The sequence below is a fragment of the Solihabitans fulvus genome (assembly GCF_008386585.1).
GTDB classification, from domain to species: Bacteria; Actinomycetota; Actinomycetes; order Mycobacteriales; family Pseudonocardiaceae; genus Solihabitans; species Solihabitans fulvus.
This window is the reverse complement of the sequence record NZ_VUOB01000056.1, coordinates 1-25,187: the sequence shown is the minus strand read 5'-3', so window position 1 is coordinate 25,187 and position 25,187 is coordinate 1. Positions and strand designations below refer to the sequence as shown.

Annotated in this window: 18 protein-coding genes; 10 read left to right on the top strand and 8 right to left on the bottom strand. The window is 72.5% G+C overall.

Features of this window, described 5'->3' with window-relative positions; genetic code table 11:
- Positions 1 to 62 precede the first annotated feature (62 nt).
- Positions 63 to 1,016: a transglycosylase SLT domain-containing protein gene (locus F0L68_RS28220; RefSeq protein WP_149852863.1), complete on the top strand. Its 954-nt coding sequence runs from the start codon at positions 63 to 65 to the stop codon at positions 1,014 to 1,016.
- A 12-nt stretch (positions 1,017 to 1,028) separates the two neighbouring features.
- On the opposite strand, the gene F0L68_RS28215 is transcribed toward F0L68_RS28220, so the two are convergent.
- From F0L68_RS28215 to F0L68_RS28200, 4 genes are all read right to left on the bottom strand, one after another.
- Entirely contained in the window at positions 1,029 to 2,000 is a 972-nt protein-coding gene (locus tag F0L68_RS28215) for an endonuclease/exonuclease/phosphatase family protein (RefSeq protein WP_223199198.1), read from the bottom strand.
- 52 nt (positions 2,001 to 2,052) lie between these two features.
- Positions 2,053 to 2,514 (bottom strand): cyanase, encoded by a 462-nt coding sequence (gene cynS, locus F0L68_RS28210; RefSeq protein ID WP_149852862.1) that lies wholly within the window; start codon positions 2,512 to 2,514, stop codon positions 2,053 to 2,055.
- 81 nt (positions 2,515 to 2,595) lie between these two features.
- On the bottom strand, positions 2,596 to 3,480 hold the full coding sequence (locus F0L68_RS28205) for a pentapeptide repeat-containing protein (RefSeq protein WP_223199197.1): 885 nt from the start codon (positions 3,478 to 3,480) through the stop codon (positions 2,596 to 2,598).
- Between the two features lie 89 nt (positions 3,481 to 3,569).
- On the bottom strand, positions 3,570 to 4,151 hold the full coding sequence (locus F0L68_RS28200; protein ID WP_149852861.1) for a dihydrofolate reductase family protein: 582 nt from the start codon (positions 4,149 to 4,151) through the stop codon (positions 3,570 to 3,572).
- 138 nt (positions 4,152 to 4,289) lie between these two features.
- On the opposite strand from F0L68_RS28200, the gene F0L68_RS28195 reads away from it, so the two are divergent.
- Together F0L68_RS28195 and F0L68_RS28190 are read left to right on the top strand one after the other, a co-directional pair.
- Positions 4,290 to 6,980, top strand: coding sequence for a helix-turn-helix transcriptional regulator (locus F0L68_RS28195; protein ID WP_149852860.1), 2,691 nt, complete (start codon positions 4,290 to 4,292; stop codon positions 6,978 to 6,980).
- A 67-nt stretch (positions 6,981 to 7,047) separates the two neighbouring features.
- Positions 7,048 to 7,791: an SAM-dependent methyltransferase gene (locus F0L68_RS28190; protein ID WP_149852859.1), complete on the top strand. Its 744-nt coding sequence runs from the start codon at positions 7,048 to 7,050 to the stop codon at positions 7,789 to 7,791.
- A gap of 83 nt (positions 7,792 to 7,874) precedes the next feature.
- Here the strand turns inward: F0L68_RS28190 and F0L68_RS28185 are convergent, their stop codons facing one another.
- Positions 7,875 to 8,447 carry a dihydrofolate reductase family protein gene (locus F0L68_RS28185; protein ID WP_149852858.1) on the bottom strand — a complete coding sequence of 191 codons (573 nt, stop codon included), beginning with the start codon at positions 8,445 to 8,447 and terminating at the stop codon, positions 7,875 to 7,877.
- Positions 8,448 to 8,558: 111 nt separating this feature from the next.
- Positions 8,559 to 9,527 carry an Lrp/AsnC family transcriptional regulator gene (locus F0L68_RS28180; RefSeq protein ID WP_223199196.1) on the bottom strand — a complete coding sequence of 323 codons (969 nt, stop codon included), beginning with the start codon at positions 9,525 to 9,527 and terminating at the stop codon, positions 8,559 to 8,561.
- A gap of 361 nt (positions 9,528 to 9,888) precedes the next feature.
- On the opposite strand from F0L68_RS28180, the gene F0L68_RS28175 reads away from it, so the two are divergent.
- From F0L68_RS28175 to F0L68_RS28165, 3 genes are all read left to right on the top strand, one after another.
- Positions 9,889 to 10,725 carry a nitroreductase/quinone reductase family protein gene (locus F0L68_RS28175; RefSeq protein ID WP_149852856.1) on the top strand — a complete coding sequence of 279 codons (837 nt, stop codon included), beginning with the start codon at positions 9,889 to 9,891 and terminating at the stop codon, positions 10,723 to 10,725.
- A gap of 216 nt (positions 10,726 to 10,941) precedes the next feature.
- Entirely contained in the window at positions 10,942 to 12,294 is a 1,353-nt protein-coding gene (locus F0L68_RS28170; RefSeq protein ID WP_149852855.1) for an MFS transporter, read from the top strand.
- Between the two features lie 40 nt (positions 12,295 to 12,334).
- Positions 12,335 to 13,258 (top strand): alpha/beta hydrolase, encoded by a 924-nt coding sequence (locus tag F0L68_RS28165; protein ID WP_149852854.1) that lies wholly within the window; start codon positions 12,335 to 12,337, stop codon positions 13,256 to 13,258.
- A 96-nt stretch (positions 13,259 to 13,354) separates the two neighbouring features.
- On the opposite strand, the gene F0L68_RS28160 is transcribed toward F0L68_RS28165, so the two are convergent.
- On the bottom strand, positions 13,355 to 14,452 hold the full coding sequence (locus F0L68_RS28160; RefSeq protein ID WP_149852853.1) for a serine hydrolase domain-containing protein: 1,098 nt from the start codon (positions 14,450 to 14,452) through the stop codon (positions 13,355 to 13,357).
- A 102-nt stretch (positions 14,453 to 14,554) separates the two neighbouring features.
- On the opposite strand from F0L68_RS28160, the gene F0L68_RS28155 reads away from it, so the two are divergent.
- On the top strand, positions 14,555 to 17,710 hold the full coding sequence (locus F0L68_RS28155; RefSeq protein ID WP_149852852.1) for an AfsR/SARP family transcriptional regulator: 3,156 nt from the start codon (positions 14,555 to 14,557) through the stop codon (positions 17,708 to 17,710).
- A gap of 23 nt (positions 17,711 to 17,733) precedes the next feature.
- On the opposite strand, the gene F0L68_RS28150 is transcribed toward F0L68_RS28155, so the two are convergent.
- Positions 17,734 to 19,836, bottom strand: a complete 2,103-nt coding sequence (locus F0L68_RS28150; RefSeq protein WP_149852851.1) for a S9 family peptidase — start codon at positions 19,834 to 19,836, stop codon at positions 17,734 to 17,736.
- A 273-nt stretch (positions 19,837 to 20,109) separates the two neighbouring features.
- Between F0L68_RS28150 and F0L68_RS28145 the strand changes: the two genes are divergently transcribed.
- From F0L68_RS28145 to F0L68_RS28135, 3 genes are all read left to right on the top strand, one after another.
- Positions 20,110 to 21,321 (top strand): glycosyltransferase, encoded by a 1,212-nt coding sequence (locus tag F0L68_RS28145; protein WP_149852850.1) that lies wholly within the window; start codon positions 20,110 to 20,112, stop codon positions 21,319 to 21,321.
- Positions 21,322 to 21,393: 72 nt separating this feature from the next.
- Positions 21,394 to 23,598 carry an RNA polymerase recycling motor ATPase HelR gene (gene helR, locus F0L68_RS28140; protein ID WP_188316880.1) on the top strand — a complete coding sequence of 735 codons (2,205 nt, stop codon included), beginning with the start codon at positions 21,394 to 21,396 and terminating at the stop codon, positions 23,596 to 23,598.
- Positions 23,599 to 23,670: 72 nt separating this feature from the next.
- Positions 23,671 to 25,086, top strand: a complete 1,416-nt coding sequence (locus F0L68_RS28135; RefSeq protein WP_149852849.1) for an FAD-dependent monooxygenase — start codon at positions 23,671 to 23,673, stop codon at positions 25,084 to 25,086.
- Positions 25,087 to 25,187: the final 101 nt, after the last annotated feature.

The window sequence follows — 25,187 nt, the reverse complement described above, 5'->3', positions numbered from 1 at the left end:
GCCGTCGCGCGTGTAGCGTCGGCCCGTCCGCGCACGCGCGGCACGAGCAATGGGGGCGGACGATGAGGATGTCCAAGCGGGCCAGACTGACCGCGTTGAGCGCGGCGACGGCGGTCGTCGCGGCGGCCGGCGTCTGGGCGCTGGTCGCGACCACCGGCCGCGACGCCTCGGCGACGCTCGCGCAGAACACCGCAGCGCCGAGCAGCACGCAGCCCCCGTCCAGCGCCTCGACCGGCTCGTCGGCACCGACCACCACGACGACCGTCTCCTCCGCCGCGCCGACCACCACCACCGCGCCGACGACGCGGAACACCCCGGGGACCGTCGTCGCGCCGAAGCCCGTCACCCCCGCCCCGATGCCGGCGCCGACCGCGCACGCCGTCGCCGTGCCGGTGCCGCCCGCCCCGCACCCCGCCCCGGTGCCCGGGTGCGCGCCGAGCTACTCCGGCACCAACGCGAGCCATTCCGAGGTCAACTCGGCGCTGCTCGCCGCGGGCGCGCAGCAGTACTGGTCCGGCGCGTCGAACCCGCCGCTGGTGGCCGTCGACCCGCCGCCCCCGGCCGACGGCAGCAGCTCGACGGCCCCGCCGCCCGCGACCCCGACGCTCGGGCCGCCGGCGAAGGTCACCGTCCCCGCCGCGCTGATCCAGGCGATCGCCTGGCAGGAAAGCGGTTGGCAGTCCGCGATCGTCGCCTGCGACGGCGGCGTCGGCACCATGCAGGTGATGGCCCCGACCGCGTCGTGGATGAACCAGCGGTTCGGCACCCCCTACGACTTCAAGACGCTCGCCGGCAACGCCGCCATCGGCGCCGAGTACCTGGAATGGCTCATCGCCTACTTCGGCGAGAACTACTTCGGCTACCACTACGACATCACCAACTCGGACCTGCTGACGGCCGTCATCGCGGCCTACAACGCGGGCCCGTCCGCCGTCACGTTCGCCGGCGGCCACACCGTCGAGACGGCCTACTCCGCGAACGTGAAGTCGCTGATGAGCAAGCAGCCCTGGGGCTGACCGGACCCTGTACTAACGGACGGCCAGCTCCGCGACGACCGCGCGGTGGTCGGTGCCGGGCAGCGTCTGTTCCCGCACCGACACGCCGGCGAGGCCGGAGCCGTGCAGCACGTGGTCGAGCTGGAGCAGCGGCGGCAACGCGCCGTCCGCGGGCCAGGTCGGCGCCCAGCCGCGGCCCAGTTCCGCATGCGTGTCAACGAGTCCTGCGTCCAGCAGCGCGCGCATCGGCGCGTGGTCGAGGGTGGCGTTGAAGTCGCCGAGCACCACGGCGTCCGGCCCGGCCTCGGCGCGCAGCGCCGTCATGTCCCTGGTCCAGCGGTCGGGATCGCCAGCTGGATAGTAGGTGTGCACGGCCACCAGGCGCACCGTCCGCCCGCCGACCGTCACCTCGGCGGCGGTCTGCGGCCAGGTGGTCGGCAGGTGGCGGAGGCCGCCGTTGGCCAGCGGCAGCCGCGAGTAGATCGAGGAGTCGACCTCAGGGTGCAGTTCGCGGTAGGGCATCAGGTCCAGCAGCCCGGCCGCGTCGAGGGCGCGCACGCCGTCGGCGGTCAGCTCCTGCACGGCGAGCACGTCCAGCCGCTCCGACCGCACCAGCTCGACCAGCGCGGCGGGGTCGACCCGGCCGACGTGGGTGTTGCTGGTGCCGACGCGCAGCCTCGGCGCGGCGGCCGGCACGTCCTGGCCGGACGGCACGAATCTCGGTGCCAGGCAACAGACTTGCACGACGACGAGGACGGCGGCGGCCAGCGCCAGCCGGCGCGACCGCGCCGCCAGCAGCGCGGCGAGCAGCAGCACGGTGCCGGCCGAGGCGACCGGGAAACCCGCGACGGGCATGGCGAGGACCGTCCCGGAGTCCAGCCCGGTCAGCCGAACGAGCGTCAGCGCGGCGAGCAGGCCGAGCGCGACTCCGCACAGGACAAGGAGAATCCGGCGCAAGCGGGACGGTCCGACCGCGCCGTCGGCCGTCGGTTCGCTCGCCGTCACTGCCCACCGGTCCGGCACGAGCGACCGGTCGCCCCTGATCGCGGGCGGGCGGTCACCACTGATAGGGCAGGAACTTCCCGTCCAGGGTGATGACGACCCGGTCGCCGCCGGGATCCGGCCGACGGGAGACGTCGAGGCGGAAGTTGATGGCGCTCATGATGCCGTCGCCGAACTGCTCGTGGATCAGTTCCTTGATCGCGGGGCCGTACACGGCAAGCACCTCGTAGAGGCGGTAGACCGTCGGATCGGTCGGCACCGAGGAGTCGAGCGCACCACGGGTGGGATGCCGTTGCAGCGGCGCGAGAACCTCCGGCGCGATCCCCAGTTCCTCCGCGATCACCGCGAGTTCCGCCGCGTCCAACGGGTGTTGCCCCTGGAGCGCCGCGACGGTCCACACCGGCGGCTTGCCGAGCAGCTCCGCGAGCCGCGCCCACGTCGTGCCCCGCGTCGCGCGCGCCGAGGCGATCGCCTCGACGGCCGCATCCACCGCCGCCCTGGTCGCCGCACTGCCCATGACAGTCCACCTTCCCGCCGTCCCAACGGTTGACCGCCGACGCTAGCGCCGTCGGCGACGGCCGCCAAGGGGGCAGGAGTGTCACGCCGGGTCTAGGCCGAGATCGCGGCGCCCGGCGGCCGAGGGCAGCCAGTGCCTCGGCGCGGTGAGCGACGCGGGCAGCTTCGTGTCGAGATCGCCCTTGGCCGCGTCCAGTTGCGACTGGGTCAGGAAAATTGTCCTGGTGAGGTCCGCGCCGCCGAGGTTCGCGCCACGGACGTCCGCGCCGATGACGTCGGCGAGGCTCAGGTCGACGCCGCCGAGGTTCGCGCCGATCAGGTAGGCGCCGCGCAGGTTCGCGCCCCGCAGGTTCGCGGTACGCAGGTCGCGCCCGATCAGATCGGCGCCCCGGTGGTCGGCGCCCCTGCGCTTGGCCCTGGCGCGCACCAGCTCGCTCGCCCGCGACAACAGCGGGTTGACCTCGCGGCGGAGCGCGTCGACATCCAGTCGCACCAGGGTTTCCGGGTCGCTGTGGGTGTGCCGCTCGATCTCCTCGAGCGCCTTCCGCAGCTCGCCGTGCACCGACCTTGCCGGCGACAGCGTCAGCGCCTCGCTGAGATACCACAGGAGTTCGTGCAGGTTTCGCATCACCGGGAACGCCTCGAACATCCGCGCGGCCAGGCGCGGCGAACTCCGCCAGTCCTGCCCGCCGAAGGTGACCTGGGCGATCCGCTGGCCCGCGCCGAAGCAGTCGTACACGGTGCACCCGGGAAAACCCCGCTGCCGCAGGCTGTCGTGAATGGTGCAGCCGAAGTCCGCGCCGAGGTTGGGGCACGGTTTCCCGGCCGGCTTGTCGATCGCGAAGTCGGTCGAGGCCGAGAAGGCCGGCGCGACGCAGCACAGCGCGAAACAGCTGGCGCAGTCTGCTCGCAGGCTGTCGCGGTACTCGCCCGAGACGGGCGCCGCGTGCTGGCGTCCCTCGCCCAAAGCTGGTTCTCCTGGTGGCTTGACAAACGCCGTCACGGTCGAGACCAGCATACCGGGCACGCGACGCGCCGCCCGCTCGTCGCCGACGGTCACCGCACGACCGGGTAGGCGAGGTGCGTGACGCCGTTGCCCTCGACCACCGTCGGGTTGCCCAGCCGCGTCGTCCCCCGCAGGTTCTCGAACCAGCGGACGCCGTCGCCGAGCACGACCGGCACCAGGTCGACGTGGATCGCGTCGAGCAGCCCGGCTTCGAGGCACTGCTGCGCGATCTTCGCGCTGGCGACGACGACGTTCTTCTCGCCCGCGGCCTCCTTGGCGAGTGCCACCGCCTTCTCGACGCCGTCGACGAAGGTGAACGTGTCGGTGTGCGGCCAGTCGGCCGGCTCCTTGTGGGTCACCACGAAGATCGGCACACCGACCGGGTGCGTGCCGCCCCAGCCGTGCGTGATGTCGAACAGGTGCCGGCCCGCGATGAGCGCACCGACGCTGGACAGGGCCGCGCGCATGTACTCCGCGCTGGCCGGCGACATCCGGAACGTCGCCCAGTCGACGGCGGTGGGGACCTCGACGTCGCCGTTGCCCATCCAGCCGAACAGGTGGTCGATCCCGTCGGCGGGGTCGGCGATGAAGCCGTCCAGCGACATCGACATGTTGGCGATGACCTTGCCCATGATGTGCTCCTCTTGTCGTTTTCGGTGGTCCGCTGTGGACACCCCGAACTCTGCCGCCGGCCGGGGCGCGGAATATCGGCCAGGTGGCCACTGTCGAGACCGCGCCTGGCCGATGCCCGGCTGGCAGACTTGGCGGCCATGCCGACCGATCCTGCGCGCCACACCCCGCCGACGCAGCTCACGGCGTTCGTCGGCCGCGCTGTGGAACTCAGCGCGATCGCCGGGTCACTGAGCGACACGAGACTGGTCACCGTCGTCGGCCCCGGCGGCTGCGGGAAGACCCGGCTTGCGGTCGAGGCCGCGTCCCGCGCGGCGACCCGGTGGCCGGACGGCGTCTGCTGGGTCGACCTCACGGCCACCAGCGACCCGGCGGCCGTCCCCGAGCTGCTGGCCGCCGCGGCGGACCTGTTCCACACCCCCGGCGACGGCGCGCTGCCGGCGCTGGGCAGGCAGCTCGGCGACCGCAGGATGCTGGTGTGCCTGGACAACTGCGAACACGTGCTCGCCGCCGCCGCTGAGCTGGCCGCCGGGCTGCTGCGGGCCTGCCCCGGCGTGACGGTGTTGGCCACCAGCCGCGAGCCGCTCGGCGTCGCGGGCGAGTCCGTGTGGCGGGTGCCGCCGCTGACCGCCGACGACGCGGTCGCGCTGTTCGAGGCGCGCTCGACCGGGGTCGCCGAGTCCGACCAGGCCCGCGACGCCGTGCGCACCGCCTGTGTCCGGCTCGACGGCATCCCGCTGGCGATCGAACTCGCGGCCGCGTGGTCGGGCACACTGTCCGCGCAGGAGATCCTGGACGGGCTGGACGACCGGTTCGCGCTGCTGGTCAGGGGCCCGCGCGGAGTGGCGGCGCGGCACCAGACCCTCGCCGCTTCGATGGCGTGGAGCCACGACCTGCTCGACGACGCGGACCGCGTGCTGTTCCGGCGGCTCGGCGTCTTCCACGGCGGCTTCACGCTGGCCACCGCGCGGAGCGTGTGCGGCTTCGACGGGACGGACGTGCTCGGCGGGCTGCGGAGGCTGGTCGACAAGTCGCTGGTCAGCGCGGACACCAGGGGCCGCGTGGCGCGGTATCGGATGCTGGAGACCATCCGGCAGTACGCCGCAGCGCGGTTGGCCGCCGCAGGGGAACGCGAGGCCGTCGCGGACCGGCACCTCGACGCGTTCCTCGCGCTCGTCGAGGACCTTGCCCCGCTGCTGGACCGGGACAAGGACGCCTGGCGCGAGGCGGTCGGGGCCGAGCAGGAGAACCTGCGCGCCGCCCTCGACCTCGGCCTGTCGACGGCCGATCCGGCGCGCGGCCGGGCGCTCGCCGCGGCCCTGCCGTGGCTGTGGCACCTCAACGGGCGCGGCCACGACGGGCTCGCGTTCCTGCGCAGGGCCATCGACCTCGGCGCGGCCGAGCGCAGCGCGACCCAGGCCAGGCTGCTCGTCGGCCTCGCGCTGGTCGCCGACACCACCCGCCCTGCCGGGCTGACCTACGACGCGGCGCAGGCCGCGCTGGAGATCGCGACCGAGGTCGACGACGCGCGCAGTGCCTGCCTGGCGCGGCTGCTCCGCGCGGTCGGCGGGTTCTTCCAGGACTTCGACGGGGCGGCGGCGCTCGCCGAGGAGGCCGGGAGCCAGGCAAGGGAGATCGGCGACGGCTTCGTCGCGGACGGCGCGACCGCGCTGCTCGGGATCATCCTGCACCTGCGCGACCGACACGAGGAGGCCGTGCCCGTGCTGCGGGAGGCCGTCGACGGGCTGGTCCGGCGCGGGGATCGCGGGGTCGCGTCGACCGCCCTGGGTTTCCTGGCCGACAGCGCGCTCTGCGCCGGCGACCTGGCGGCGGCGCGCGACCTCGCCGCCGACGCGGTCCGGACCGCGCTGCCGTTGGCGGACCACCACCGGGTCGGATCGGCCACCAGCACGCTCGCGACCGTGGTCGGCCTGTCCGGGCGGCTGGCCGAGGCGTGCGCGGTGCTCGACCCGGTGGTGCGGCTCGTCGAGGGCGCGGACCCGCCGCCGTTCGTGCCGGGCCTCGCGCGGGCCATGGGGTTCCTGCGGCTCTGGTCGGGCCGGCCGGCGGAGGCGGTCGAGTGGTTCCGGCGGGAGACGGACTGGCTGGGCATCGCGGGCGACGAACACCTTGCCCCGCAGACGTTGACGGGGTTGGCGGCCGCGCTGCGCGCCACCGGCGACACCGATGGCGCGGCCTCGGCCTGCGACCGCGCGCTCGCCGCCGCCAGGAGCACCGGAATGCCGAGGGTGACCGCCGACGCCTTGGCGCAGCTCGCCTTCCTCGCCGCGCCGACCGACCCGGCCAGGGCGGAGAGCCTGCACCACGAGGCGCTGGCGCTGCGCGCCGACCACGGTATTTGGTTGTCCTGTGTGGACAGTCTCGAAGCTCTTGCGGCACAGTCGGAATCGCCCGCCGAGGCGACGCGGCTGCTCGCCGCGTGCGACCGGGCCAGGGCCGAGTTCGGCTACCCGAGGACGGTCGACCGTCCCGAAGTGGCGGCCGGGCTCCTGGCCGCGCTCGGCGACGAGGCGTACCGCGCGGCCTCGGCCGAGGGCCGCGAACTCGGGCTGCCCGACGCCGTCGCCTACGCGCGGCGGGCCAGGGGCAAGCGAGGACGGCCGACCAGCGGCTGGGCCAGCCTCACGCCGACCGAGCAGAGCGTGGTGCGGCTGGCGGTCGAGGGGCTGAGCAACCCCGACATCGGCACGCGGCTGTTCATGAGCCGCAGCACGGTCAAGACCCACCTGTCGCACGTGTACGCCAAGCTCTCCGTCACCAACCGCACCGAGCTGGCCACCGTCGCCGGGCCGCACCTGGCGAACTTCTAGCGCGTGCACCTTGTGCCACCACGGAAATCCAGTGGATCATGCCGTTCGTCGCCCCTATGGTCCGGCCATGACGAACCCGCACGGCCTCGGAGCCGGCACGAGACTCACCTTCAACTCGCCGTTGTCCAGCGAGCGCGCGGATCGGCTCGCCGCCGACCTCGCCGCGACGAAGCCGGCCACCGTGCTCGACCTTGGCTGTGGTTGGGGCGAACTGCTGCTGCGCGTGCTGGCCGCCGCGCCGGACGCGAGCGGCACCGGCATCGACAACTTCGGGCCCGACATGGTCAGGGCGCGCCACAACGCGGCCGACCGGGGGCTGGCCGACCGCGTGACCTTCATCGAGGGAGCGGTTGCGGACCACCTGGCCAATGCCGACGTCGTCATCAGCTCGGGCGCGTACCAGGCGTTCGGCGACATCAAAACCGCACTGACCGGGATCCGCTCGCTGGTCAATCCCGGTGGACGCGTGTTGTTCGCCGCCGAGATCTGGGAACGGATCCCGACGGCCGAGCAGTTGGCGAACATGTGGGACGGCATCACCGTCGACGACTGCCTGCTCCTGCCGGACCTCGTCGACACGGCCGTCGCCACCGGGTTCCGCCCGCTGCGGATCGAGACGTCGACCCGCGGCGAATGGGAGGAGTTCGAGTCCCTTTTCCTGGCCGGTTCGGAGGAGTGGTTGCTGGCCAACGGCGACCACCCCGAGGCCGACGCGATGCGCGACAGGGTGGACGCGCATCGCGCCATCTGGCTGCGCGGTGCGCGTGACGTCTTCGGGTTCGCTTTTCTGACGCTCGGCGTGCCCGGCTAGGCGCGGAGGAAGTGGCCAGGGCGGGCGGAGTTCGCAGCGACTGCGGGCCGCCCGCCGCGCTGTCGACGGACGGCCCCGACCCGTCAGTTCCTGGTGTAGGTCTCGAATGTCACGCCGGAGTCGAACGTCCGGTCCGCCGCCCTGGTGAAGCCGGTCGGGTCGAAGGGGCCGTCGAACAGCGGGATGCCCGTCCCGGCGACGATCGGGTGCCGCTTGATGACCAGCTCGTCGATCTCCGTGAGCAGCGCGCCGGCCAACCGCCCGCCACCGCACAGCCAGATGCCCATGCCCTCCTGCCGCTTGAGCTCGCGCACGAACTCCAGCGGGTCACCCGAGACGATCTCGACCTCGGGGTCGAGCTGGTCGATGGTCCGGGAGAACACGTACTGCCGCAGGTGCGAGTAGGGGCTGGTGATGCCGGCGGCCAGGGCGGGCTCGTAGGTGCCCCGGCCCATCAGGACGGCGTCGAACCGCGCGTTAGGCACGTCGGTCAGGCCGAGTGGACCCCTGGCATGCACCGGCATCGTCTCGGGCCAGTCGGCCAGGATCGCCGCCGCGACCTCTCCCTCGAACGGCAGGAAGAAGTCGAAACCGCCCTGCTGGTCGGCGATGTAGCCGTCGATGGTGGCGGCGATGTAGTAGGTGAGCGTGCGCAAGCGCTGCGTCCTTCTGCTGTCGGTGATTGCGTGCGTCGTCGCGGGTCGGCGACGAGCGCCACACTATGCGAATCGCGCCGAAACCCTGTGCCTGACGTTGGGTGTGCCTGGCTAGGCACGGAGGAGCGGGCCCGCCGACTTGAGGGTGCGCAGCACGGGCGCGGTCTCCAGGGTGCGGATCGCGTCCAGGGCGCCGAGGCGGTGGGTGAGGTAGCGGTGCAGCGCGGCCGGGTCGGCGCACAACGCGTGCGCCACCAGGTTGGTCGGCCCGGTCGTCGCCGCGACGAACGCGAGTTCCTCGTGCGCGGCAAGGGCTGTGGCGACCGCGTCGAGGTGCGCCGGCGTGACGGCCATCCACAGCAGGGCCTCGGTGGTCGCGCCGAACAGCGTCGAGCTGATCTCCACGTCGTAGAAGAGCGCGCCGCCGGTGTGCAGGTCGGTCAGCCTGCGCGCGACGGTGGCCGGCGACCAGCCGGTGGCCTCGGCGAGGTCGGCCTGGCTGGCGCGGCCGTCGCGGCCGAGCACCGCGAGCAGGTCCTCGTCGGCGTCGGTCACCGCCTGCCTCGCCGTCGGCTCGCCGACCCTGGCCGGCGGCCGCAGCTGCCGTTGCTGCTGCTCGTCGAGGGCGTTGGTGTGCCCGCGCCAGGCGGTCGGGCCGCCGAGGTAGGTGTGCAGCAGGTAGTGCGCGGACACCGAGGTGATGCTGGTGGTGCGCGGAATGTCGTGCAGCAGCAACGAATGCCCGGCCGCGGCCCCGGTCGGGGTGTCCACGACCGCGACGATCTCGGTGCCGCCGGAGGCGAGCTTCACCCAGGCCGTGTCGGGCCGCCGCGCCAGGGCGTTGGCGAGTTCCTGCGCAGTGTGCGGGCTGGCGGTGAGCCTGGCCAGCCACCGCGCCTGGCCGGCCCGGTGCGGGTCGGCGAGCCCGACCACCCGCAGCGCCGCATCGGCGCGCAGCCGCCGGTAGCGGCGCGCCACCGTCTGGGTGGACACGCCGAGCACGGCGCCGATCCGGTTGAACGGCGCCCGGCCGTCCAGGTGCAGTGCGTGGATCAGGCCACGGTCGAGGTCGTCGAGCACGAGACCATTCTGGTCTGCGTCGTTGCTTCGGTGCGGTGCGGGCATTAGGGTTAACGACATGACTGCCGGGTCGGCCATGGGCCAAGAGCGAGTGGGGCACCCGGCCGAGGCGTGAGCCCCGGGCTGGCCCGAGGGCCGCCTCCCGTTGTATCCGCGCACTTCGCGCGATTCCACACCTTCCTGACGGCGTCGAACGCCGTTGCTGTCGCGGGCCGAGCCGACCTTTGTTGGTCGAGTGGCCGGCGCGCCCCTTCGCACCTCACCCACACGTCCTGACCGCATTCGCGCTGTCAACGGGACGTCTGTTCGCCATGCCCGAAAAACGGGCCACCCCACTTGAGTTCGGAGAAGGAAAACCCGTATGCCCAACGATTTCAACCAGCAGGTCATCGACGAATTCCGCGCCAACGACGGGCGCGTTGGCGGTCCGTTCGAGGGAGGCCGGCTGATCCTGCTGACCACCACGGGAGCGCGATCCGGCCGGCCGCACACGAACCCGCTCGCCTTCCTGCCCGACGGCGGCGAGCGAATCCTCGTCATCGCCTCGTCCGGCGGCGCGCCGAAGCACCCCGCCTGGTTCCACAACCTGGTGGCCAATCCCAGCGTCACCGTCGAGGACGGCGTCTTCACCTACCAGGCCGACGCCGTCGTGCTGACCGGCGACGAACGGGACGAGGCGTTCGCCCGCGCGGTCGAGGCCGACCCAGGCTGGGCCGCCTACCAGGCCGGCACGTCCAGGACGCTCCCGGTGGTCGCCCTCCGCCGGTCGGCCGGCGGGCCGCCGAACGCGGCCTCCCCCAGCGCGCAACTGATGCTGATCCACGACGCGTTCCGGCGCGAGCTCGCCTTGGTGCGCAAGGAGATCGCCGCGTCCGGCCCTCGGTTGGGCGCACAGCTGCGGGTCAACTGCCTGACCGTCTGCCATGGACTGCACGTGCACCACACCGGTGAGGATGCCGCGATCTTCCCGATGCTCACCAGGGCTGTGCCTGAGCTGACCCCGACCGTCGACCGGCTTAGCGCCGAGCACGAGCAGATCGCGGCCCTGCTCGGCGAGCTGCGCGAGGTGATCGTCGCCGTCGACGCAGGACCTGGGCAGGTGCTCCTCGACGTCGAACGGCTCATCGAGGAGCTGGAGCGCCACCTGACCTACGAGGAGGAGCAGCTGCTCCCGATCCTCGACGCGGCGTTCCGGTAACCCCATGCCCGGGCGCGGGCGCCTGAGTCCACGCCCGGCACGGGGGTCAGCGGAGCAGGCGTTCGCGGCTCGGCCGTTGGAAGGCAACGCCCGCACGAATTCCCCCGATCGGGTCACACTGCAACCTCAGCGCCCCGACCGGGGTTCTTCAGTCATGGCAGGACACTGGGCGGCTCGGACGCCGTCCACGGGTGAACCGACGAAAGGGCATGCGCCATGACCGACGAGGTGCCGACCGCAGGGGCCACGCGGGGGCCGCCCGCCGATGAACCGGACATCGGCGCGGGCGGCCCCGAGCAGCACACGGTCGGCGCCGAAGAGAAGGGCGACGCGCCGACCGCGCGGTCGGACTTCCGGCTGTTGTGGACCGGTCAGACGGTCAGCCTGGTCGGCGACCAGTTCATGCTGGTCGCGCTGCCGTTGATGGCCGTCACCACGCTCGGCGTCGCCGCGTCGCAGGCCGCGCTGCTCCCGTTCGCCTTCAAGTTCCCCTTTCTCCTGCTCGGGTTGCCGGCCGGCGCCATCCTGGACCGGATGCGCCGCCGGCCGACCATGATCGTCAGCGAGGTCGCCCAGCTGGTCAGCTGCCTGCTCGTCGCGGTGCTCGCGATGGCGCACGCGCTGCCGTTCTGGCTGCTGATGGGGCTGATCGGGGTCAACGGCTGCGTCGTGGTGTTCTTTCAGGTGGCCTACACCTCCTACCTGCCGTCGCTGTTCGGCGGCTCGTCGACGCTGCAACGGGCCAACGCGCGGCTCCAGCTGTCGGAGTCGGTGTCCCGGTCGGTCGGCCCGATGGCCGCGGGCCCGCTGATCGCGCTGACCGGCCCGGCCGGCGCCATCCTGGTGAACTCCGGCTCCTTCCTGGCGTCGGCCGCGACCCTGCTCGGCATCCGGCACCGCGAGCCACCGCCGCAGGCCGAACAGCGCGAACCCGGTTGGTTAGCCAGGGAGATCCGCGAGGGCCTCGGTTTCGTGCTGCGGCACCCGCTGCTGGAACCGGTGCTGATGTGTGGCGCCGTCTACGTCCTGTTCCAGAGCATGGTCACCACGATTCTCGTGCTGTACTGCGCCGGCGTGCTCAAGCTCGGCGTCGCCGCCATCGGCCTGGTGGTCGGCGCGGCCGCGCTCGGCTACCCGATCGGCAACCTCGTGTGCGGCAGGCTGGTCGACCGCATCGGCACGACCAGGACGATCGTGCTCGGCGCGACCCTCTCGGTAAGCGGGTTCGTGATCATGGGCATCGCCGGCGCGGCGGGCTCGGTGCCGGGGCTGATCGCCGGCAGCATCGTGCACGGCATCGGCGAGGGGGCCTTCGGGCCGACCTGGACGACGCTCCGGCAGACGTCCACACCGGCGCGGCTGCTCGGCCGGGTCAACTCGGTGGAGCGCTTCCTGCTGTGGGGCGTCGTGCCGCTCGGCAGCCTGGTGTCCTCGGTGTTCATCGCCCTGATCGGGCTCGCGGGGACGTTCTGGGTCGGCACCGTCGGCACCGCGCTGTGCCTGCTGCCGTTGCTGCGGCGCGGGGTGCTGGCCGAGCTGCGCACGGTGCCGCAGCAACGGACGGACTGACTCCCAGTTGGCGGTTCATCAAGCGACACAAGGAGCGCAGATGAAATACGCGGATGGCACCGACGAGTTTCTGGCCAGATACCACGACGCGATGCCGGAGAACTTCTTCGAGCGGAGCGTCGCGGAGCAACGACGTCTCTACCTGAGCCTGTCGGACGTGTTCCCCTACCAGCTGCCAGCCAGCGTCACGATCACCGACCACGAGATCGGGACGGCCGAAGGCTCTCTGCCCTTTCGGCTGTACCGGCCGACGGAACCGGTCGGGTCCGGTCTGCTCGTCTACTTCCACGGCGGGGGCTTCGTCGTCGGTTCGCCCGACAGCCACAACACACTGGCGGCCGAACTGGCCGCGAACACCGGACTCGTCACCGTCGCGCCCGACTTCCGCCAGGCCCCCGAGCATCCGTTCCCGGCGACCCCGGAGGACTGCTATGCGTTCCTCCGCGCGCTGGCCGAGCATCCCGAGGCCGTCGGCGGCGGCGTGCGCACCGACGGGCCGGTGCTGTGCGGGGACAGCTCGGGCGGCAACCTCGGGGTCTGCGTCGCCCTGATGTGCCGGGATCGCGGCGGTGTGCGCCCGAAGGGCCAGGGCCTGATCGGCCCGGTGCTGGACTTCGCCAGGTGGTTCGACGGCGGCGAGGACGACTTCGCGCCGGAGATGCAGTACTACACCAGGTCCTACTGCCCCGACCGCGACCTGGTCACCCATCCCTACGTGTCGCCGTTGGTCAGCGCCAGGTTCCACGACCTGCCGCCCGCCTACATCATGAGCACCGAGTTCGACGAGCTGCGCGAGGACAGCGTCGCCTACGCGGATCACCTGCGCCGCGCGGGAATCCCGGTGCAGCTCGTCGTCGAGCCGGGCCTCGTGCACGCCCCGGTCCGGGGCCGCTCGATCATCCCGCAGGTCGCCGACGCCTGGAAGCGCTTCTGCGCCGCGGTCGGCGCGATGGCAACGGCCTGAAGCCCCGCCGCCGCGCACAAGGACCGCGTGCCAACGGGACAGGGCGGCCCGCGCCAGCCGCCCTGTCCCGGTTGGACTAATGCGCAAGAACCAGCGCTAGCTGAGGCCGGCGTAGGCGGCCAGCACGATGCCGACGCCCCGCTCGTCGCTCAGGCCACCCTCGTCGAGCATCTGGTTCATGACGTAGGAGACCGCCATGTGGGCGTCGAGATCGACCACCACCACCGATCCGCCCATGCCGCCCCAGGAGCAGCTGTTGCCGTTGAGGGCATAGCCCATGCCGTACCGCATGGGCACACCGAAGATCCGGTCCTTGCCGTGGAACTGTTCCTCCCTGACACGCTGACAGCCGGCCGCCGACAGCAGCCGCACGCCTCGCGCAGTTCCGCCGTTCGCGAGCACCGACTGCACCGCGGCGACCGAGCGGGCGTTGCCGAATCCGCTCGCCGCGGGGATCTCCGCGCGCCGCCACGCCACCGAGTTGCCGACGCCGGGCGGGATCGGGCCGTTGCGGGCGTCGCCGGACTCCCGCACGATCCGGTCCACGGACGTCGAGACCGGCGGTGCGATCACGGGTGCGACGCGATGGTCGTGCTCGGCGGCCAGCCCGATGTGGAAGTCGGCGCCCATCGGCCCCGCGACGTCCTCGGCGAAGAAGGTGCCGAGGCTGCGCCCGGTGACCCGCCGAACCAGCTCGCCGACGAGGAACCCGAAGGTGAGCGAGTGGTAGCCGGCCTCGGTGCCCGGCTCCCAGAACGGGGCCTGCGCGGCCAGCCGCGCGGTGACCGAGGGCGAGTCGTAGAGATCCTCGACGGCGACCGGCCCGTCCCAGTCGGGCAGGCCTGCGGTGTGGGACAGCACATGCCGCACCAGCACACCGTCCTTGCCCGCAGCGGCGAACTCGGGCCAGTACCTGGCGACCGGCGCGTCCAGGTCTAGGTCGCCCCGGTCGGCGAGGATCAGCGCGCACAACGCGACCATCGTCTTGGTGGTGGACCAGACGTTGGTGATCGTGTCGCGCTCCCACGGGGTCGTGCGCGCCGCGTCGGCGTACCCGCCCCAGATGTCGACCACCATTTCGCCGTCGACGTAGACCGACGCCGAGGCTCCGACGTCCTTGTTGTCCAGCGACGCCGCGAGTGCGTCCCGAACCGCGCTGAACTCCTCCGCACAGGTTCCCTGAATGTCAGCCACGGCGGGGAACCTAGCGAGTGCGACTCAGTCGCCGTCAATCGATTAAAGGTCCCCGACCCACCCCGCCAGACACCTCGGGCCCGCCAAGGCAGAATCAGCCGGGTGCAGATCGGCGTGCTCGGCCCGCTCGAGGTCAGGACCGACGACGGCGCCTCCGTCGAGGTGTCGGGCACGAGGCTGCGCACGCTGCTGATCATCCTGGCGCTGGAACCGAACCGAGTGGTCCCCGCCGCGCGCCTGATCGACGGGATCTGGCGCGACGTACCGCCCGCCGGCGCGGCGAACGCCCTGCAAGCGCTGGTATCCCGGCTGCGGCGGGCCGTGCAGGGGATCGTCGTCGACACCCATCCGGCCGGCTACCGCCTGTCGATCGCCCAAGACGACGTCGACGCGGCCCGGTTCGAACGGCTGGTCGCCGCGTCCGCGCGGGCCACGGATGCCGAGACGGTCGAGGGGATCCTCCGCGAGGCGCTGGATCTGTGGCGCGGACCGGCGCTCCAGGAGCTGGCCGCCGAGGACTTCGTCGCCGCGCAGGTGGCCCGGCTGACCGAGCTGCGGCTGACGGCGACCGAGACCCTGGTCGAGGCCGATCTGGCGCTGGGCCATGGCGCCGCGCTCGTCACCGACCTGACCACGCTGGTCGCCGAGCATCCCCTCCGCGAACGGCTGGTCGGCGCGCTGATGCGGGCTCTGTGCGCGGCCGACCGGCCGGCCGAGGCGCTCGCCGCGTACGACCGGACGCGCCAGGCGCTCACGGAAACGCTCGGCACGGACCCGTCCCCCGCCCTATCCGCGCTGCACACCGCGATACTGCGCGGCGAGGTGACCGCTCCTCCGCAGCGCGAGTCCACTGTGGACAGTCCACCGAGAACGAATCTCCGCAGCGAACTGACCACCTTCGTCGGCCGGGACCCGGACCTGGCCAGGGTCGGCACGCTCATCGCCCGAGGCCGCCTGACCACACTCACCGGCCCCGGCGGCTGCGGAAAGACCCGCCTCGCCACCGAAGCGGCCCGCGCGCACCTCGGCAACCGGCCCGACGAGGTGTGGCTGGTGGAACTCGCGCCCGTGGCCAGCGGCGCCGACGCGGCGCAGGCGGTGCTGACCGCGCTGGGCGTCCGTGACCTCGCGCCACCCGGCCAACCACCGGCCGGCGAACCGGCGGACCGGCTCGTCGCCGCGTTGCGCGACAGAACAGCGTTGCTGGTGTTGGACAACTGCGAGCACCTGGTCGACGCCGTCGCCGCGCTCGCCGACCGACTCCTCGGCGAGTGCCCTCGACTGCGGATCCTGGCCACCAGCCGGGAACCCCTCGGCATCACCGGCGAGGCGCTGTGGCCGGTGGAATCCCTTGCCCTGCCGCCGGAGGACGCCGGAGCGACCGAGGCGCTGACCTACGCGGCCGTCCGGCTCCTGGCCGACCGCGCCGCCTCGGCCCGGCCCGGCTTCGCCGTCACCGCCGACACGGCACAGGCCGTGGCGCGGATCTGCCGGGCGCTGGACGGCATGCCGCTGGCGATCGAGCTGGCCGCGGCCCGCCTGCGGACGATGTCCGTCGCGCACCTGGCCGGCCGCCTCGACGACCGCTTTCGCTTGCTCACCAACGGAAGCCGGACCGCCCTCCCCCGGCATCGGACGCTGCGCGCGGTGATCGACTGGAGCTGGGACCTGCTCACCGACGAGGAACGCGCGCTGCTGCGGCGGCTCGCCGTCTTCTCCCGTGGCGCGACCGCGGCGGCCGCCGAACGGGTGTGCGCAGGCGGTCCGATCGCGGCCGACGACGTCCTGGAGCTGCTCACCGCACTGGCCGAGAAGTCCCTGCTGACCGCCGTCGGCGACGGATCGCCGCGCTACCAGCTGCTCGAGACGATCAGGGAGTACGCCCTGCGCCAGCTCGACGAGGCTGGCGAGCGGGACCGGATCCGCCGCGCGCACGCCGCCTGCTTCATCGACCTGGCCGAGACCGCCGATCCGCACCTGCGCCGCGCCGACCAACTGGTCTGGCTCGATCGGCTCGCCGCCGACCGCGACAACATCGACGCGGCCCTGCGCGGCGCGATCGAGGCGGGCGACGCCCCCACCTCGGTCCGGCTGGTCGCGGCGGCCGGCTCGTACTGGCTGCTCGACTGGTGGCTGCGCGGCCGCAGGTCGGGGCGGGCCGAGCTGGCCGCCGCCGCCCTCGCGCTGCCCGGCGCGGTCGAGGACGAGACGCGGGCGACGGCCTGCGCCATCGCCCTCCAGCTCCCCTCCCCCGACGAGCGCGCCGCAGGCGACCTGCTCGCCACCGCCCGCAGGCTCGCCGAGCGAACCGAGCCGACCGGACGCCGGCACCCGATGCTGCGGCTCATCGCGCCGCGCACCGAGGCGGACGCGTTCGCCGACGAGGACCCGTGGGTGCGGGCGATGGCCCACCTCAGTCGGGCCCTCACCCTCGTCAACGCGGGCCGGGACCACGCCAGGGCGGCGGCCGACCTCACCGAGGCGCTGACGGCCTTCCGCGCGATCGGCGAACGCTGGGGCATCTCCTACACCCTCACCAACCTGGCCGATCTCCTTGCCGGGCAAGGAGATCTCGCCTCGGCCGCCGCGAACTACGAGCAGGCCATCGCCGTGGCCGCCGAGGCCGTGCCCGTCGCGGACGTGTGGCTGCCCCGGCTGCGGCTGGCCCAGCTGCGCTGGCTGCTCGGCGACCAGGACGCCGCCACCGACGCGGTCGCCGCCATCGAGCGGGACGTCGAGCGGACCGGCCAGCCCGACGCGCTCGCCTCGGTCGCCTACGTGCGCGCGTGCCTCGCCCGCTGGTCGGGCGATCCTGGCGCCGCGCGGACGCAGCTGGCCCGCGCCGAATCGGTGATGTCGCGGCACCTCGCGGTCAACGTCGTGTTCCGCGTGATACTGCTCGACTCGCTCGGCTACCTGGACGCGTCGGCCGGCGACCTCGCCTCGGCCGCGGCGCACCGCGCCGACGCGCTCGCCATGGCGCTGCGGTCCACGAGCGCACCGCTGCTCGGTCAGGTCCTGGTCGGCGTCGCGGATCTGGCGCTGTGCCAGGGAAAGCCGCGCGAGGCGGCCCGGCTGCTCGCGGCGGGCGCCGCCGTGCGCGGCGCCCCCGACCTGTCGCTGCCCGACGCGGCCAGGGTCGAGGCGGCCGCGCGGGCCGCGCTCGGCGACGCGGAGTTCGCCGAGGCGGCCCGGCGCGGGCGGGACGCGACCATCGAGACGGTCCGCGAACTCGCCGCGCCCACCCTGGAAGCCTAAGAGCTCCTAACAGCGGCCGGGAACTACCCGACCGGCGTGAGGCGGTAGCCGGCCGGCGGCTCGACCCCAAGCAGGGCGCGCACCAGGAAGTCCCACGTGCGCCGGTTGACGTAGTGCTCATAGCCCAGGTACACGTGTTCTGCCCCGGGGACGATCAGCAGCTCGAAGTCCTTGTCCTCGGCCACCAGCCGCTCGACCAGCCGCAGGGTCAGGTCGGGCGACACCTGGTCGTCCAGTCCGCCGTGCACGAGCAGCAACTTGCCGACCACCTTTCCCGCAGCGTCCACATTGGACGCCAGCGCGGCGACCCGCTCGTCGTATGGCCCGTACATCTGCGCGCTTCCCGGGTCGCCGTAACGGAAGTCGTGCAGACCGGACTGGGCGACACCGACCGTGAAGACGTCGGGATAGTCAGCCATCGCCCGCACCGTGGCGAACCCGCCCGCCGAGATGCCGAGCATCCCCACCTGGTCGGTGTCCAACCAGGGGTGCGCCGCTGCCAGCTGCGTCAGCGCGGCCACATGGTCGGCGAGCCCGCACGCGTCGGCCATCCGTTGGTAGGAGGCGTCGTGAAACGCCCTGTCCCTCCCGGGTGTGCCGCGCCCGTCCACGGCGATCACCGCGAAACCCAGTGCCGCCAACGCCTCCGCGTCGTAGCCGTGCCAGCCGGGATCGAAGCTCGGGCTCACCCTGGTCATCATCGGTATCGGATAGGCGTGGTCGATGACCGGGTAGCGCCTGGCCGGGTCGAACCCGTGCGGCCGGTACAACAGTCCGTAGACCTCGGTCTCGCCGTCGGCCGCGAGCACCCTGAACCGCTCCGGCGGGGTCCAGCCCGTCGCGGCGAGCGCGCTGACGTCGGCGCGCGCCACCTCGACGAGGACCCGGCCCGCCCAGTCCCGCACCACGGTGACCGGCGGGGTGTCGGTGGTTGAGGCGGAGTCGAGGAAGTACTCCCCGTTGGGCGACACGGTGACCACGTGGTCCAGGTCGTCGTCGGTGACCATCGCGAAGCCGGTGCCGTCCAGCCCGACCCGGCACACCGACCGGCGGTACGGATCCGCCGCGACCAGGCCGGCGGCCAGGAAGTAGACCATCCGCCGGTCCTCATCGACGCGCAGGATCCGTTGCACCGCCCACTGTCCCGAGGTGACCCGCCCGAGCGGCTCGCCGGCGCGGGTGCCGTGGCGATAGAGGTGCCCCCACCCGTCGCGCTGCGAGTACCACAGCACCTCGTCGCCGCCCGCGATGATCCGGACAACGGGACCAAGCAACGGTTGTTGGCCGGCTTCGACCCTGGTGTCCCCGGTCTCGGTCAGCACGGTCCGCACCTCGCCGGTGTCCGGGTCGAGCCGGTGCAGCGACAGGGCGTGCCCCTCGCGCGGCGAGCGGAGGTAGTACACCGCCGAGCCGTCCTCCGCCCACCAGGCCAACTTCAGGAAGATCGGCGACATCGCCGGCATCTCCACCGGCTCCGCCTCGGCCCGCAGCACGGTGCCGGCCGTGACATCGAGCACGACGAACTCCGCGAGCTGCATGCGGTCGTCGCCGGGGAACGCGGACCGCTTGTCGCGCAACCGGGGCGCCCCGCCGTCGGCCGGCATCGACTCGACCGAGTACGTCCGCCGGACACCCTCCTGGTTGGTCCGATGCGTCAGCACCCGCGTCGAGTCCGGCGACCAGACGACGGCGGGCGGCGCGTGCGGCAGCCCCAGCCTGGTCAGCGCGATGGAGTACATGAAGTAGTCCGGGCTGGCGCCGTAGTCGTGGTCCGCGTCACCGTCGGAGGTCAGCGGCCACTCCCTGCCCTCGCCACGGGCCCACAGGTCGTAACCGCGCCGGAACACCACGAACCTGCCGTCCGGCGAGGGAATCTCCAGCGGGTTGCCGCCGGCCGCGCCCGCGACCAACGCGGCCGGGTCGGGCGCCGGTTCCACGGTCCGCGCCGCCGGGTCCACGATGACGAGCTGCCGGCCGTCGGGAGTGTCGGCCGGATACCAGAAGCGGGCGCCGCCGTCGATCCACTGCGGCGTGACCGTGTCGCCGCGGACGAGGGTGGCGCGGTTGTGCCGCAACAGCTGTTCGGCGGTTCGGTACGCGGAGGCGTCAAGTCGTGTCGTCTGCATGGGCCGACCATCGCCGGGCGCCCTGACGGGTGCTTGAGCGATCGCTGATATCCGGCTGACACCGACCGACGCGCACGCCAGGCCACCCGCTGACGTGTGGCACCGAGACTACCGAGAGTGTGTGTCCGTCCGAGCGGACGAGAACGGGAGAGGAGGTCACCCACTCCTCTCCACTACTAACGTATAGCGCACCGGGGGACTTGTGGCAAGACCCCGGTCATGCCGCAGAATTCGTCGGCCAAGCCCAGAAGCTGCGGAAACGGGAGTCGCTGAATGCGTGTTGTGTTGTCGACATATGGGTCGCGTGGGGACGTCGAACCCCTGGTGGGACTCGCGGTGCGGTTGACGGAACTCGGCGCGGAGGTGCGGGTGTGCGCGCCACCGGACGAGGACTTCGCGCAGCGGCTGGCCGGTGTCGGCGTGTCGATGGTGCCCGTCGGCCGGTCGGCGCGCGCGCTGACCACCTCGGCGCCGCCGCCCACGGCGGCGAACCTGCCCCAGCGCGCGGCCGAGGTGATCGCCAGCCAGTTCGACGCGCTCGCCTCGGCGGCCGAGGGCTGTGACGTGCTGCTCGCGACCGGCCTGCTGCCCGCGGCGGCCGGCGCGCGATCGGTGGCCGAGAAGCTCGGCGTCCGGTACGTGTACGCGGCCTTCCAGAAGCTCACCCTGCCGTCGCCGCACCACCCGCCGCTGGCGTACCCGGGCAGGCCGTTCCCGCCGGAGGTGACCGACAACCGGGCGCTGTGGGACCTGGACGCTGAGAGCATCGACACACTGTTCGGTGCGGCGCTCAACACCCAGCGGGCGGCGAGCGGCATGGCACCGGTGGACGACGTCCGCCACCACGTCATCGGCGACCGGCCGTGGCTGGCGACGGACCCGACCCTGGACCCGTGGCGGGAGCCCGCGGACCTCGACGTCGTGCAGACCGGTGTGTGGACCCTGCCCGACGAACGCCCGCTCCAGGACGACCTGGTGGCGTTCCTGGAGGCCGGCGCGCCACCGGTGTACGTGGGCTTCGGCAGCATGCCCATGCGCACGTCCGAGGACCTCGCCACGGTGGTCGTCGAGGCGGTCCGCGCGCAGGGCCGCCGCGCGCTCGTCTCCCGTGGCTGGGCCGACCTCGCGCTGATCGACGACGCCGACGACTGCTTCGTCGTCGGCGAGGCCAACCACCAGGCGCTGTTCGGCCGGGTGGCCGCCGTCGTGCACCACGGCGGCGCTGGCACCACCATGACGGCCGCCATGGCCGGCGCGCCCCAGGTGGTGGTCCCCCAGGCGACGGACCAGCCATACTGGGCAGGGCGGGTGGCCGAGCTGGGCATCGGCGCGGCGCACGACGGTCCGACGCCGACCTTCGAGTCCCTGTCCTCGGCACTCGAGACGGCCCTGACTCCCGGGATCGCCGCGCGAGCGAGGGCCGTTGCCGGCACGATTCGCACCGACGGGGCGGCGGTGGCCGCGAGGCTGCTGCTCGAACGATAGGAAACGGCTTTCCTCCATAGCCCGATGGCGATCCCACCATGTCGAAATCAGTTCAGCAGCTGTGAGGGGCCTGTGTCAGATCAGGGGTACGAAGACGAACTGCGGTCCGAGCGGGACTACGTTGCCGGGCTCTACGCGCGGCTCGACGCCGAGCGCGCGCGGGTGAAGGGCGGGTACACGGCGGCGTTGCGCGGAACCGGCGGGACACCCATGGAACGGGACGACGAGGTGCGCGCGCTGGCCAAGGAGGCCAAGCGGCTCGACGTGGCCGACAGCGGGCTGTGCTTCGGCCGGCTGGACACCCTGTCTGGCGAGCATTCCTACGTCGGCCGGATCGGCCTTTTCGACCAGGACAACGAGTACGAACCGGTGTTGCTCGACTGGCGGGCGCCCGCGTCGCGCGCCTTCTACGTCGCCACCGCCGCGTCCCCGGAGAACATGCGTCGCCGCCGCCAGTTCCACACCCGTGGGCGGCGGGTGGTCGACTTCACCGACGAGGTGCTCGGCCGTCCCGGTGATGCCGAACGAGGGGACGCGGCCCTGCTCGCGGCCGTCAACGCGCCGCGCGGTGAGGGGATGCGCGACATCGTCGCGACGATCCAGGCCGAGCAGGACGAGATCATCCGGCTCGACCACCCCGGGGTGCTGGTGATCGAGGGCGGCCCCGGCACAGGGAAGACCGTGGTGGCGCTGCACCGCGTCGCGTACCTGCTCTACACCCAGCGGGAGCGGATGGAACGCCACGGTGTGCTCGTGGTCGGGCCGAACCCGGCGTTCTTGAACCACATCGGCCGCGTGCTGCCCTCGCTCGGCGAGTCCGACGTGGTGTTCACGACCACCGGCGGCCTCGTGCCAGGCCTGCGCGTCACCGCCGAGGACACCCCGGAAGCCGTGCGGCTCAAGGGTTCGCTGAAGATCCTCGACGTGCTCAGTGCGGCGATCGCCGATCGGCAGCGGCTGCCTGAGCAGCCGCTGCCGATCGACCTGGGCGACACAACGGTGCGGATCGACGCCGAGACCGCGGAGTGGGCCAGGGACGAGGCGCGCGCGAGCGGGCTGCCGCACAACGAGGCCCGCACGGTGTTCACCGAGATCCTCACCTACGTGCTCACCGAGCGCGCGATAGCCAGGATCGGCCGGGGTTGGCTGACCCGGTCGGACCGCGAGGCCTGGGAGCAGATGCGGGCGGACCTGCTCAGGGAGCTGGCGGTCGACGACGCGTTCACCGCCGCGCTCGACGAGCTCTGGCCGGTGCTGACGCCGGAAACCCTGTTGGCGCCGCTGTACGCGTCCGAGGAACGGCTGCGCGCAGCCGGCGCCGACCCTGCGCTGTCGCGCGCCGTCGGCGACGCCTGGACGGTGTCGGACGTGCCGCTGCTCGACGAGCTGGTCGACCTGCTCGGCCGCGACAAGGCGACCGACCGGGCCGCCGAGCAGGCCGCCGACCGCGAGCGGAAGGCCGAGGCCGAGTACGCCGCCGGCGCGATGGACCTCCTCGTCGACCGCAAGGACTCGATGGACGACGAGGACCATCTGTTCGCCACGGACCTGCTCTACGGCGAGGACCTGGCGGACCGGTTCGTCGAGCAGGACACCCGCGAACTCGTCGAACGCGCCGCCGCGGACCGGGACTGGACCTACCGGCACGTCGTGGTCGACGAAGCGCAGGAACTGTCCGAAATGGACTGGCGGGTGCTGATGCGGCGCTGTCCCGGCCGATCCTTCACGGTGGTCGGCGATCTGGCCCAACGCCGGTCGGCGGCCGGGGCGACCTCGTGGGGCGCGATGCTGGAGCCGTACGTGCCCGGCCGCTGGGTCTACCGGTCGCTGACGGTGAACTACCGCACCCCTGCGGAGATCATGTCCGTCGCCGCCGCGGTGCTCGCCGAGTTCGCACCCGACGTCCAGCCGCCGGAGTCGGTCCGCGCGTGCGGCGTCCAGCCGTGGTCGAGGCTGGTCACCGAGGACGAACTGTCCGCCGCCATCGAGGAGTTCACCCGGGCCGAGGCCGGCCGCGAGGGCACCAGCGTCGTGATCGGACCGCCGGACGTGCCTGGCGCGGTCGCGGCGTCGGAGACGAAGGGCCTTGAGTTCGACGCCGTCCTGGTCGTTGCGCCGGAACGGATCCTCGCCGACGGCCCACGCGGCGCGGCGGAACTGTACGTCGCGCTCACCCGCGCCACCCAACGCCTCGGCATCCTGCACCAGGGCCCGTTGCCGAGTGCCCTGACCGTGCTCACCGAGACCGGGGCGACGCACGAGTCGGCGCACGCTTGACAACATCGGGTTCGGTGCCAACGTTGAGTTCACCGTTGGCACCGAACTCGACGCCGTGAAACCGGGGGAACAGTGATCGACGTTCTGATCGTAGGTGGCGGCCCGACCGGGTTGATGCTGGCCAGCGAACTGCGGCTGGCAGGCGTGCGAACGGTTGTACTGGAACGGTTCACCGAGCCGTCCGGCCAGTCCCGCGCGATGGGCCTGCACGTGCGCAGCGTGGAGATCCTCGACCAGCGCGGCCTGCTGGAGAGGTTCCGGGCCAGGACTCGCCAGCAGGCCGACGTCGGTCACTTCGCCGGCATAGTCAAGCTGCGCTACGACCTGCTGGACACCGCGCACCCGTTCATGCTGGCCACCCCGCAGGCGATCACCGAGGAGCTGTTGGAGGAGCGGGCCGACGAGCTGGGCGCGGACATCCGCCGAGGCCACGAGGTCATCGGCCTGAGCCAGGACGACGAGGGGGTCACCGCGCACCTGTCCGGCGGTGACCAGCTGAGGGCGCGCTACCTGGTCGGCTGCGACGGCGGCCGCAGCGTGATTCGGCGGTTGCTCGGCGTCGAGTTCCCTGGCAGGCCATCGGAAATGGACATGCTGCTCGGCGACGTCGAGGTCACCGAGCGGCCGCCCGTGGGCTTCCCGAGGAACCTGCCGGGCTTCTTCCTCAGCTACCGGATCGGCAGGGAGCTGTGGCGGGTCACGGTGAACGCGGCCGACATCACCGAGGACCGCGAGACGCCGCCGACGCTGGACGAACTCAAGGCCCGGTTGCGTTCGGTCGTCGGAAGCGACTTCGGCGCGCACTCGCCGCGCTGGCTCTCCCGCTTCGGCACCGCAAGCAGGCAAATCGAGCGCTACCGCGTCGGCAGGGTCCTGTTGGCGGGCGACGCCGCCCACATCCACGTGCCGGCCGGTGGCCAGGGCCTCAACCTCGGTATCCAGGACGCGTTCAACCTGGGTTGGAAGCTGGCCGCGGAGATCAACGGCTGGGCGCCGGACGGCCTGCTGGACACCTACCACACCGAGCGCCACCCGGTCGGCGCGCGGGTGCTGGCCAACACCCGCGCGCAGAACCTGTTGATGTTCGACACCGAACAGTCGAACCCGTTGTGGGAGCTGGTTTCCGAGCTGCTCGACCTCGACGAGGTCAGCCGCCACCTCGCGGCGATGATCACGGCGGTCGAGGTCCGCTACGACCTCGCAGGCGACCACCCGTTGGTCGGTGGCCGCCTGCGAGACGTCGACCTCAAGGACGGCAGGCTGTACGAACTGCTGCACGAAGGGCGGGGCCTACTGCTGGACCAGAGCGACCGAGGACTGTCGGTCGGCGGCTGGGCGGACCGAGTGGACCTGGTCGTGGACCGAACCGAGCAGCTGGACGTCGACGCGGTGCTGCTGCGTCCGGACGGCCACGTGGTGTGGGCGGGCGGCGATCAGCAGGACCTCGAACGGACACTTCGACAGTGGTTCGGGGAGCCGCGCTCCTGACCACGCCGTACCGGACCGCCGACAGGGCGCCCGGTTTCGCTGGGCACCGGGTCACGGGGACCCCAGGCTTGGTCAGCTTTCCTTTCCACTGCCGAGCTCGA

Excerpts from the sequence above, each read along its gene's own strand:
- F0L68_RS28220 (WP_149852863.1), top strand. The coding sequence starts at position 63 with ATGAGGATGTCCAAGCGGGCCAGACTGACCGCGTTGAGCGCGGCGACG.
- cynS (WP_149852862.1), bottom strand. The coding sequence starts at position 2,514 with ATGGGCAGTGCGGCGACCAGGGCGGCGGTGGATGCGGCCGTCGAGGCG.
- F0L68_RS28200 (WP_149852861.1), bottom strand. The coding sequence starts at position 4,151 with ATGGGCAAGGTCATCGCCAACATGTCGATGTCGCTGGACGGCTTCATC.
- F0L68_RS28195 (WP_149852860.1), top strand. The coding sequence starts at position 4,290 with ATGCCGACCGATCCTGCGCGCCACACCCCGCCGACGCAGCTCACGGCG.
- F0L68_RS28190 (WP_149852859.1), top strand. The coding sequence starts at position 7,048 with ATGACGAACCCGCACGGCCTCGGAGCCGGCACGAGACTCACCTTCAAC.
- F0L68_RS28175 (WP_149852856.1), top strand. The coding sequence starts at position 9,889 with ATGCCCAACGATTTCAACCAGCAGGTCATCGACGAATTCCGCGCCAAC.
- F0L68_RS28170 (WP_149852855.1), top strand. The coding sequence starts at position 10,942 with ATGACCGACGAGGTGCCGACCGCAGGGGCCACGCGGGGGCCGCCCGCC.
- F0L68_RS28165 (WP_149852854.1), top strand. The coding sequence starts at position 12,335 with ATGAAATACGCGGATGGCACCGACGAGTTTCTGGCCAGATACCACGAC.
- F0L68_RS28150 (WP_149852851.1), bottom strand. The coding sequence starts at position 19,836 with ATGCAGACGACACGACTTGACGCCTCCGCGTACCGAACCGCCGAACAG.
- F0L68_RS28145 (WP_149852850.1), top strand. The coding sequence starts at position 20,110 with ATGCGTGTTGTGTTGTCGACATATGGGTCGCGTGGGGACGTCGAACCC.